Origin of the sequence: Limosilactobacillus reuteri subsp. porcinus, from assembly GCF_036621895.1 — a bacterium.
GTDB classification, from domain to species: domain Bacteria; phylum Bacillota; class Bacilli; order Lactobacillales; family Lactobacillaceae; genus Limosilactobacillus; species Limosilactobacillus reuteri_J.
The window spans coordinates 1-11,401 of record NZ_LN887374.1 but is presented as its reverse complement, the minus strand read 5'-3'; the positions used below and the strand labels follow the sequence as shown (position 1 = coordinate 11,401).

Genomic DNA, 11,401 nt, shown 5'->3' with positions numbered 1-11,401 from the left:
AATTATCTCCTACTCGATTATTTCTTTTCTTTATCCTTGCTATCTTTTTCTTTTTTATCGTCATTTTTTTTAGTTGCTTTTGGTTTTTTAGGATCAATCGCAAATTGATCAAACAATTTATCAAGCTGTTCGCTTCTTCTAGTAACTAATCCCATTTTTTTAGCTCCTTTTTTATATTTGACAAAATGCTAGCATAAATTTTGCTAAATGTACAATTATTTCTAAACACTTTCTTTGCCTTAATGATGATTTTTCAGATATAATATATTGTTAGATAATTTTTCGGAGGGATTTTGCGATGGCCAGTGAACATTTAGAACATAAACTAGCATTGTTACCTGACAAGCCAGGTTGCTACCTGATGAAAAACATTAATGATCAGATAATTTATGTTGGTAAAGCTAAAAATTTAAAAAATCGGGTTCGGTCTTACTTTAAGAGTAGCCACACCGGTAAAGTAGCTAAAATGGTTTCAGAAGTTGCGGACTTTGAAACCATTGTAACTTCGACTAATAAGGAGTCGTTCTTACTTGAAATAACGCTTATTCAAAAACATCAACCTTATTTCAATATCAAATTAAAAAAGGGAACTGGTTATCCCTACATAAAAATAACAAATGAGCGGGATCCTCAAATTAAGATCGTTAGTAAAATAAAAAAAGATGGTGGATATTATTTTGGCCCTTATCCAAATGTCTATGCTGCGGAGGAGACGATGCATTTTATTCAAAAGGTTTACCCATTAAGACGATGTAATGGGTATCAAGGCCGTCCGTGTTTGTATTACCATATGGGACAATGTTTAGGAGCTTGTTTTAAAGACGTTCCTAAGAGCGAATATGAAGAGCAAATTAAAAAAATTAAGTCGTTTTTGAGTGGAAATACAGCGACAGTTAAGCGACAGTTAACCAAAAAGATGCAACTAGCAGCAGAAAACATGGAGTTTGAACGAGCTGCTGAAATTCGAGACCTGCTTCACTATATTGAAGTGACAGTTGAAAAACAAAAGATTATTTCAAATGATAAAACCCCTCGTGATTTATTTAATTTCTATATGGATAAAGGGTGGCTTTCTATTCAAATTTTCTTTATTCGGCAGGCGCGGTTGATGAAACGAGAAAAACGTCTATTTCCAATCGTGGATACGGCAGTTGAAGAAATGACTAGCTTTATTCTCCAGTTTTATAATCGTCGCAATAATATTTTGCCTCGTGAAATTCTTCTTCCTAAGGGTCTTCCCAATAAAGAAATAAGTGAAATATTAGGGGTACCAGTTCGGACACCGGTTCGTGGTGAAAAACGGGACCTCTTAGCAATGGCACATGAAAATGCTCAGTTGTCTTTAGATGAAAAATTTCGACTGCTTGAGATGGACCAAAGTAAGACTACCGGTGCGATGAAAGAGATTACGGATGCCCTTGGACTTCCAGAAGGTCACCGGATTGAAGCGTTTGATCATTCTCATATTCAGGGGACTGATCCTGTTAGTGCAATGGTTGTATTTGTTAATGGAGAACCAGCTAAAAATTTTTACCGGAAGTATAAATTGAAAACGGTGATTAATCATGCTGACGAAGCTGCCAGTACTCGTGAAGTTATTCGACGGAGGTATTCGCGTCTCTTAAAAGAGAATAAGCCAATGCCGGATATGATTTTTATGGATGGTGGCGAAATTCAGATGGATGCGGCTAAAGATGTTTTAGAGAATGAACTTGGTCTCGATATTCCGGTAGTAGGGATGGTAAAGAATGATAAACACCAAACCGCTGACTTATTGTTCGGGGATGATGATCACCATATTAATTTGAATCCACGGAGCCAAGGCTTTTACTTAGTTCAACGCATTCAAGATGAGGTTCACCGGTTTGCAATTACTTTCCACCGGCGCGTTCATACCAAGCATTCGTTAAGCTCGCGTTTGGATGAAATTAAGGGAGTGGGACCCCGAACTCGAACAAAATTGCTTAAAAAATATGGATCAATTACCAAAATTGCTCAAGCCTCAGTTGATGAAATCCATTCACTAGGAATTAATCGACCTACCGCCCAGTTAATCAAGGTTTCATTGCAGAAAAATGCTGAGGTTGCTAAGGGTAGTAGTCATGATTGAGTTTTGACAGGCTTGTAAATTTTAAATATACTAAATAATAGACTAAAGAACGGAGACAATCATTATGAATATGTTTGTTGATCAAATAAAAATTGAAGTACATGCAGGTAAGGGTGGCGATGGAATGGTAGCATTTCGTCGTGAAAAGTATGTTCCTAACGGCGGCCCCGCTGGTGGTGACGGTGGCCGTGGTGGTAGCATCATTTTAAAAGTTGATGAAGGATTACGGACTTTAATGGATTTCCGTTATCATCGAATTTTTAAAGCTAAAAACGGTGGCAATGGGATGAGTAAACAGATGACTGGTCCAAGTGCAGAAGATACAATTATTGCTGTTCCCCAAGGTACTACCGTTAGGGACCTTGATACCGGCGAGATTATTGGTGATCTTGTTGAAAAAGACCAAGAATTAGTAGTGGCTAAAGGTGGCCGTGGTGGTCGCGGCAACATTCACTTTGCTAGTGCTAAAAACCCTGCTCCTGAAATTGCTGAAAATGGTGAACCAGGAGAAGACCATTACTTAGAATTAGAATTAAAGATGCTTGCTGATGTCGGATTAATTGGGTTCCCTTCTGTTGGAAAGTCAACTTTATTATCAGTAGTAACCGGTGCTAAGCCTAAAATTGCTGCATATGAATTTACGACATTAACTCCTAATCTCGGAATGGTAATGCTACCAGATGGCCGTGATTTTGCGATGGCTGACATGCCTGGTTTAATTGAAGGAGCATCGAAGGGTATCGGTCTTGGATTGAAGTTCTTACGGCACATTGAACGTACCCGCGTTCTTCTTCACCTAGTGGATATGAGTAGTGAAGATCCTCATCAAGCAATTGAACGTTACCGGCAAATTAATAAGGAACTTGCTAATTACGATCCTGAATTATTAAAGCGACCACAAATTGTAGTTGCGACAAAGATGGATTTGCCAAATTCTGTCGATAACTTAGCTGCTTTTAAAGCTGATTTGGCAGCAGATAAGACTTTAGAAAAGCAGCCAGAGATTTTCCCTATTTCAGCGGTTACTCATCAAGGTGTCCAACAATTAATGCAATTAACGGCTGATCTCTTAGATAAGACACCCGCATTTGATAGTGAGAGTCATGATAAAGAATTGGTCGCTGAATATCGTGCTGCTGCTCCTGACAAGAAGGATGAGACGGACTTTACCATTACCAAGGATGAAGACGGCACCTGGGTATTGGGCGGTGAAAAACTTATTCGGTTATTTAAGATGACTGATTTAACTCATGAAGAAAGTCAATTACGCTTTGCCCGTCAACTTCGCCATATGGGGGTTGATGACGCGTTAAGAGCTAAAGGTGTACAAGATGGTGATCTTGTAAGAATTGAAAAATTTGTTTTTGAATTTATTCAATAAAATTATACGTAGCAAAGGTAGGAAAAATATAAATGCAACTTGAATTTTTAGGAACAGGCGCTGGTTCCCCAAGTAAGCAACGTAATGTAGCAAGTGTTGCATTGCGGTTATTAGAAGAACGAAACGCAATTTGGTTATTTGATGTTGGAGAAGCTACTCAACATCAAATTCTCAATACGACAATTAGGCCACGAAAGATAGAAAAAATCTTTATTACTCACTTGCATGGTGATCATATCTTTGGTTTACCTGGTTTACTAAGTTCCCGCTCTTTTCAAGGAGGAACCGAACCATTGACGATCTATGGACCAATAGGAATAAAGCGGTATGTTCAGACTTCTTTGCAAGTAAGTGAGTCACGCCTCAGTTATCCTTTGCATTTTGTTGAAATAACAGATGACGGGGAACTATTTAATGATCATGGTTTTAGAGTGATTGCACGAAAGTTGGATCACAAAATTGCTTGTTTTGGATACCGGATTGAAGAAGCGGATCATCCAGGAGAATTACAAGTTGAAAAATTACGAGAACAAAAAGTACCATCTGGGCCAATTTATGGTCAACTAAAAGCTGGAAAAACGGTTACTCTTCCTGATGGTCGCGTATTAGATGGTCATGACTTTATTGGCACTCCTCAACCTGGACGAATTATTGCAATTTTAGGCGATACTAGACAAACAAAGAATGCAATTTTGTTAGCACAAAATGCGGATGTATTAGTGCATGAAAGTACTTTTGCTAAAGATGAGACGAAGATGGCATACAATTATTATCATTCAACCAGCAAACAAGCAGCTGAAATTGCAAAAAAAGCTGGTGTTAAAAAATTATTGTTAAATCATATTTCAGCACGATACACTGGTAAAGCAGCCTATCAATTGGCATATCAAGTTCGTAATATTATTCCTGATACTCGAGTTGTTAATGATTTTGATGTGATTGATATTCCGTTTAAAAAATGAAAAGAGATGGCAAAAAATGCTGAGAAGAGTAAAGACGTTACGTTTTCTGCGAAATGAAGTTGTATTAATTACTGGTGGTTCAAGTGGAATCGGCAAAGAGTTGGCTTTTGAGGCAGCTCGTCGTGGTGCAATTGTTGTTGTTGTTTCTCGTAACCTTGAGAAGTTGCAAGAGGTAGCCAAGAAATGTTTAATTTTATCTGGTCGGCCAGCATTTGCTTATCAATTGGATGTCACCGACCCTGATCAGATTGATGATGTGCTTTCGAAGGTTCAACATGAAGTAGGAGGAATCGATGTATTAATTAATTCTGCTGGGCTTGGTGACTTTATTCCCGTAGTTAAGGAATCTTACAGCTCAATGGAAAAAATGGTACATACGAACCTCTTAGCCTTAATGTATATTAGTCGGTGTGTAGCTAAACAAATGATGGATCAAGGGTATGGGGCCATTATTAATATGGGTTCATTAGCTGGTAAATTACCTACACCAAATAGCGCTGTATATTCAGCAACGAAGGCTGGGGTAATCCAGTTTGATAACGTTTTACGAATGGAAGTTGCTGATTATGGTGTCCAAGTGTTGACAGTTAATCCTGGCCCAATTGATACACCTTTCTTTGATAAAGCGGATAATAATTATACGTATCGGGCCCATTTACCAAAATGGATATTTATCTCTCCTGAAGACTTAGCTCGACGAATTTGGAATAATGTTGGGTATAAGACGAGGGAAATTAATGTTCCAGGATATGTGGCTTATCTTGGCTGGGCTTACCAAGTTATTCCCGGTTTAGGTGACTGGGCAATTAAAAAATTTTTTGATTTCCAACAGGATAAGAAGAACTTATAATATGCTCCCTTATTTTCGAGAGATTACAGAATTTAATAGTCTTTTCAAAAAATGAAAGGGGCAAAATAAAAGAGACTGAGTTTATCCCAGCCTCTTGTTTAATTTTGGCGTTGAAATGGTGGTTAATTTTAAATGATTGATGCAAAATTTAAGTGGGAACTTGCCGATAATGCTTCCTCAGCAACTGTTGATAATCTTGAAAAAGAGTTAGGCATTTCTAGAATATTGGCAACCTTATTAGCTCAGCAAGGAATCGATTCAACCGAACAAGCAAAAAAATTCTTTGAACCATCGATGGAAGAGATCCATGATCCAACCTTATTGCATGATATGGATAAAGCAGTTGAGCGAATTGAGCAGGCAGTTGAAAAGCAAGAACAAATTACTATTTATGGTGATTATGATGCCGATGGAATTACTAGCACATCCTTAATGTATGAAACGTTATTATCTATCGGTGCCAATGTTAATTATTATGTCCCAAATCGGTTTACAGATGGATATGGGCCTAACATGGACGCTTACCAACGCCTTATTGATAATGGTACCCAGCTTTTTATTACGGTGGATAATGGCGTTAGCGGAAAAAATGTTATCGATAAGGTAATAGCAGCAGGAGTAGATGTTGTAATTACTGACCACCATGAGTTGCCTGCTGACTTGCCTAATGCGGTTGCGATCGTTCACCCTCGTTATCCTGGTAGTAATTATCCTTTTCCTGATTTGTCAGGCGTTGGTGTTGCATTTAAGGTGGCTTGGGCTTTAACTGGTGAGTTTCCTGTTGAAGAACTGGACTTAGTTGCAATTGGTGAAATAGCTGATGTAGTAAACGTTACGGACGAAAATCATGCGTTAATTTCCTATGGCATTCAGCAATTACGACAGGGGATGCGTCCAGGATTAGCGGCTTTAATGAAATTAGCTGATATTAAAGCTAACAATCTAACTGATCAGGATATTGGATTTGGAATTGCACCACGGCTAAATGCGCTTGGCCGAATTGCTGATGCTAATGATGGAGTTAAATTACTGACGAGTTTAGATGAGAATGAATCACAAAAATTAGCTAAAGAGGTAGATCAGGCGAATAAAGAACGTCAGAACCTAGTTGCTGATATTATGAAAGAGGCAGAAAAACAAGCTAATAGTTCAGCTAACCAGCAGAAAAAGACCTTATTAATTGTTGGAAAAGGTTGGCATCAAGGCGTATTAGGAATTGTTGCCAGTCGGATTATGAATGAGACTGGGAAGCCAACAATTGTCGCATCAACTGATCAAAATAATCCGACCTTAATAAAAGGATCTGGTAGAAGCGTTGACAGTTTTAACCTGTTCAATGCCTTGGAGGCTCATCGTGAACTATTTACGACATTTGGCGGGCACCCTGCTGCTTGTGGTCTTTCTTTTGATTCGAAAAATATTGTACCTCTGCAAATAGCCTTGGAAGAAGAAGCAGTCAAACAAAAATTTGATCCAACGGTAAAGCAACCTCTTCCAATCGCAATGAAACTTGTACCAGCTGATGTTACCCAACAGTTATATAACGATATTCAACGGGTTGCTCCATTTGGTCCAGGAAATATGGAACCGGTTTTTGAATTAAATAACGTTAAAGTTGTCGATGTCAAAACAATGGGACAGGAACACCAGCATTTAAAATTTTCGATTGTAAGTGAAAAAAAAAATCTAACAGTCGTCGCTTTTGGTCAAGGAAATTTGGCAACACTATTATCCGCGCCAACCGGACAAATTAATTTAGCCGTTAAAGTTAGTCTTAATGAGTGGCGTGGTAAAAAAAGTGTCCAACTGATGTTAGAAGATCTCCAAATTAATGGAACGGTAATTATTGATGAACGAACGAATAAACTAACTCCTCAGCTTTTTAGTTCTTCAAATTATTACATCGTAAGAGAGCCAAGATTGCGAGAAAATATTGCTCCCCATGTGGCTCCTGGCTATACTTTATCGATCGAAGAAGCAATTAAGACTGATTTTTCTGGTCAACAAGTAACGCTGGTTGACTGCCCATCTAGTGAAGAAATGCTAAAACGGATTTTTGCAGAGGATGAAGAAGAACCAGCAACTATTCGCTTATTACTGTATCAGCGAAAAAGTGCCTATTTAGCTGGACTGCCAACACGGAATGATTTTGCACAGCTTTATCGATTTATTTATAAGCAAAAAGAATTAAAATGGCCCATGCAAGCTAAAGCAGTTAGCAATCATTTAAAGATTAATATGGATCGATTAAATCTAATGATTCAAGTGTTTTCTGAAGCAGGATTTGTTACAATAAAAGATGACGTGTTAAAGTTTAATGAGCCAACTAATAAGACTGATTTAACGCAAACTAAACGTTATCAAAAACAATTAGCACAATATAAAGTTGAACAACAGTTGCTTTTTAATGATGCTGCAACGGTTGCTAACTGGTTATTGAAATATTTAAATTTAGAATAAGGAGACTATTTATCTCATGGCTTTAGACCTTTATAAATACGTAGCTAGTGTTCCTGATTATCCAGAAAAGGGTATTATCTTTCGAGATATTTTGCCATTAATGGCTGATGGGGCTGCCTTTAAGCAAGCTACTGACGAATTAGTTGATTATGCTAAGGATAAAAAGGTAGATATGGTAGTAGGACCAGAAGCGCGAGGCTTTATTGTTGGGTGTCCTATTGCTCGCGAACTGGGTGTTGGATTTGCTCCAGCACGTAAAAAGGGTAAGTTGCCAAGAAAAGCAATTAGTGCATCTTATGACTTAGAATACGGAACAGCTACCTTGCAAATGGAAGCCGATGCAATTAAACCGGGACAACGGGTTCTTGTTGTGGATGATCTCTTAGCTACAGGTGGAACAATCTCTGCAACAATTGATATGGTTGAACAAATGGGTGGTATTGTTGTTGGCTGTGCATTCTTAATCGAATTAAAAGATCTTCATGGTCGCGATAAGCTTAAAGATTACGATATGAAGGCATTAATGGAATTTTAATTAGGAGGAGGCTGGGGATACTAGCCTTTTTTCTTTTTAAATTATAGTTGTATATATAAAATGAATGCGGGACAATAACATTACGTTGATAAAAAGGAGCCAGTTAATTTATGATTTTCTTAGTAATAATGGGAGCCTTATTTTTGATTTTGGGTGGTTTTTATCTTGCTAATTCATGGCAACAGTATCGCGAATGGAAAAGCGGGACAATTATTGTAGTATTGAGTATTATCGCAATTGTTTATGGTGTGATTAATTTACCTTATTTTCATCATAATAATTCTGCTAGCTCAAGCCAAAGTACTTCATCTTCACAAGTGGCGCGGTCCAGTAGTTTTTCATCATTTTCAAATGGATTAGCGATTGGCAATTCAAGTGCAAATGAAGCGCAACAAGAAAGTAAGACAATGGCTGTTTTGCGTCAAATGCAAAAGGGTTATTCAAAATTAGGTTCAGTTGATTATAACGAAGATAGTAAGACATTCCAGATCACGCCAACTGATGATAATACGGTTGAAGCATTGAAAGCTTTAGCGCAAGATCCAAGTCAGGCTGAACAAATGGGCTGGCCTAACTTAACTAAGTCGATTAAAAGCAATTCAGGGCAAGTAGAAAAAGCATTAGGTGAAGGATATTCAATTAGTATTATGAATCCAAGTGATTCTAGTAAGGCGTTGTATACGGCCAAAGATGGCAAAACTACATACGATATTGCTAATCAATAAAACTAAATAACCTAAGATTAGTTCAAGACAGATTGGGGCACTTAATAGGTGTCCTTTTTTGTGTAATAAAAAAGCTGATATATCAACGTTTTAACAACGATTGAATATCAGCAAAACTTTAGATAAAGGAGACAAGGGGATTTGAACCCCTGCACGCTTTTACACGCCTAACGGTTTTCGAAACCGTCCTCTTCAGCCACTTGAGTATGTCTCCATTTCAACTATATTATTGTAACAAAAAAATTGTAAAGCGTAAAGAGAATATCAATCAAGGAAATAGCTATTTAATAATTTTGCAGAAATGATTTCTTGCTGATATGATATTCTAATATATGATGTAATTTGAAATTTAATTAGGGGATTTTTATGGTAAAAAAATATTATGCAGTCAAAAAAGGTCGTCATCCAGGAATATATAAAACTTGGGCTGAATGTCAGAAGGAAGTTAATGGATATCCGAATGCTAAGTTCAAAAGCTTTTTAACGTTTAAAGGTGCTAATGAGTGGCTTCAGGCTACGGGAAATATCGTACCATCGACTAAAACGGTTGATTATTCTGATAACATTCTTGTTTATACTGATGGAGGCTCCCGTAATCATGGCAATAAATTGGGACAGCATGTTAAGGCAGATGATAAAGCGGCCTGGGCTTATTTTATTCAAACTAAAGATCAAGCTTATACAGGAACTGCTGGCGAATTTGGGGCTACTAATAATAAAATGGAGATTACAGCTTTAATTCAAGCACTAACTAAACTATTAGAACTTGGCCTCCAAGATCAACCAATTACAGCGATTTTGGATTCACATTACGTACTTGATCCAATTATGAAAGGCTGGTTAACTAATTGGCAGCGACGGGGATGGTTAACTGCTAGTGGCAAGCCGGTAGCAAATCAGAAGCTATGGGAAGAAATAGTTACCCTTTTACCTCAGTTCCCTAATTTACATTTTGATTGGACTAAGGGTCATGCAACGAATGCTGGAAATAATAAGGTCGATGAATTACTAAATAAGACGATGGATCAGTTATAATTATTTGACAAGAGGATGATAAGAAATGAGAATTGGTATTGACAAAATGGCTTTTGCAACAACAAATGACTATTTAGACCTTGTTGAATTAGCAAAAGAACGCAGCGTAGATCCTAATAAATTTACCATTGGAATTGGACAGGATCTACAGGCAGTTGTGCCACCTACGCAAGATATTGTGACTTTAGGAGCTACGGCAGCGAAAAAATTGCTTACTCCGGAATTAGAAAAAAATATTTCGACAGTAATTGTGGCAACTGAGTCAGGAATTGACAATTCAAAAGCGAGTGCAATCTACATTAAACGCTTATTAGGGCTTAGCGACTTCACCCGAACGGTAGAAATGAAAGAGGCTTGTTATTCTGCAACAGCTGCTATCCAATTTGCAAAGGGAGTAGTGGCGCTTAATCCTCAAGAAACTGTATTGGTGATCGCTGCTGATATTGCTCGTTATGGATTAAATACGCCAGGAGAGGTGACTCAAGGAGCTGGAGCAGTTGCAATGCTGATTTCGCGGAACCCTCACATCCTAACCCTTGAAGATACAACGGTTGCTTATAGTAAGGATATAATGGACTTTTGGCGGCCGTTATATGCAACAGAAGCTTTAGTAGATGGAAAATACTCTACTAATGTTTATATTGAATTTTTCCTTCAAACTTTTACCCGTTACCAGCAATTAACTGGGCGAGAATTAGCAGATTTTGCTGCCCTTACATTCCATATGCCATTTACTAAAATGGGAAAGAAAGGGTTAGAAGGGCTGCTCAAAGATCGTAATGATGAAGTAGCTCAACGATTACGAACACAATTAACCGCAAGTCAACTATTTTCACGTCAAGTTGGTAACCTTTACACTGGCTCCCTATATTTATCATTAATGTCATTGTTACAAAATAGTGACTTAAAAGCTGGAAGCCGAATTGGGTTATTTAGCTATGGTTCTGGTGCAGAAGGAGAGTTCTACACAGGAATCCTAGAAGATGGCTACGAGCATTATATGAATAATATTCAAGAAGAACTAGAACATCGTCACCAGGTTTCGGTAGCAGAATACGAAAAACTATTCAGTAGTCAATTAGGAATGAATGACCAGGATATCGAGTTTGATGTTACTAATGATCCATTACCTTTCGTTCTTAAAGGGCAAAAGGATCATCAACGGATTTATGAAGCCAAATAACCTAAATAAAAAGGAGCCCCAAAATGGACTCCTTTTTTATTAATGTCTTTAGACCTAGTTGAGTGCGCGAGCAGAGCGAGTGCACGAAACAAAAAACCACCTGCTATGCGGGTGGGCGATAAAAATTATATAAAAAAGGCCTCTTTTGCCTTAAGATGTA

The 11,401-nt window shown here is 37.8% G+C and carries 10 protein-coding genes and 1 tRNA gene; 9 read left to right on the top strand and 2 right to left on the bottom strand.

What is annotated here, in order from left to right; translation table 11 throughout:
* Positions 1-17: 17 nt before the first annotated feature.
* Entirely contained in the window at positions 18-155 is a 138-nt protein-coding gene (locus AACL61_RS03385; protein ID WP_003668237.1) for an SPJ_0845 family protein, read from the bottom strand.
* 143 nt (positions 156-298) lie between these two features.
* Between AACL61_RS03385 and uvrC the strand changes: the two genes are divergently transcribed.
* The 7 genes from uvrC (at position 299) to AACL61_RS03350 (ending at position 9,023) form a co-directional block, all read left to right on the top strand.
* Positions 299-2,110, top strand: a complete 1,812-nt coding sequence (gene uvrC, locus AACL61_RS03380) for an excinuclease ABC subunit UvrC (protein ID WP_102816476.1) — start codon at positions 299-301, stop codon at positions 2,108-2,110.
* A 64-nt stretch (positions 2,111-2,174) separates the two neighbouring features.
* On the top strand, positions 2,175-3,491 hold the full coding sequence (gene obgE / locus AACL61_RS03375) for a GTPase ObgE (protein WP_102816477.1): 1,317 nt from the start codon (positions 2,175-2,177) through the stop codon (positions 3,489-3,491).
* Between the two features lie 32 nt (positions 3,492-3,523).
* Positions 3,524-4,453 (top strand): ribonuclease Z, encoded by a 930-nt coding sequence (gene rnz / locus AACL61_RS03370; protein ID WP_003671185.1) that lies wholly within the window; start codon positions 3,524-3,526, stop codon positions 4,451-4,453.
* A gap of 16 nt (positions 4,454-4,469) precedes the next feature.
* Positions 4,470-5,303: an SDR family NAD(P)-dependent oxidoreductase gene (locus AACL61_RS03365; protein WP_102816478.1), complete on the top strand. Its 834-nt coding sequence runs from the start codon at positions 4,470-4,472 to the stop codon at positions 5,301-5,303.
* Between the two features lie 132 nt (positions 5,304-5,435).
* On the top strand, positions 5,436-7,763 hold the full coding sequence (gene recJ / locus AACL61_RS03360; protein ID WP_102816479.1) for a single-stranded-DNA-specific exonuclease RecJ: 2,328 nt from the start codon (positions 5,436-5,438) through the stop codon (positions 7,761-7,763).
* A gap of 16 nt (positions 7,764-7,779) precedes the next feature.
* Entirely contained in the window at positions 7,780-8,298 is a 519-nt protein-coding gene (locus AACL61_RS03355; RefSeq protein ID WP_003671181.1) for an adenine phosphoribosyltransferase, read from the top strand.
* A gap of 110 nt (positions 8,299-8,408) precedes the next feature.
* Positions 8,409-9,023, top strand: a complete 615-nt coding sequence (locus tag AACL61_RS03350; RefSeq protein WP_065867619.1) for a DUF308 domain-containing protein — start codon at positions 8,409-8,411, stop codon at positions 9,021-9,023.
* A 126-nt stretch (positions 9,024-9,149) separates the two neighbouring features.
* Here AACL61_RS03350 and AACL61_RS03345 read toward each other — a convergent pair.
* Positions 9,150-9,237, bottom strand: a tRNA-Ser gene (locus AACL61_RS03345).
* A 152-nt stretch (positions 9,238-9,389) separates the two neighbouring features.
* Between AACL61_RS03345 and AACL61_RS03340 the strand changes: the two genes are divergently transcribed.
* Together AACL61_RS03340 and AACL61_RS03335 are read left to right on the top strand one after the other, a co-directional pair.
* Positions 9,390-10,058, top strand: coding sequence for a ribonuclease H family protein (locus AACL61_RS03340; RefSeq protein WP_087214933.1), 669 nt, complete (start codon positions 9,390-9,392; stop codon positions 10,056-10,058).
* 25 nt (positions 10,059-10,083) lie between these two features.
* Positions 10,084-11,241: a hydroxymethylglutaryl-CoA synthase gene (locus AACL61_RS03335; RefSeq protein ID WP_098047182.1), complete on the top strand. Its 1,158-nt coding sequence runs from the start codon at positions 10,084-10,086 to the stop codon at positions 11,239-11,241.
* The last annotated feature ends 160 nt before the right edge of the window (positions 11,242-11,401 follow it).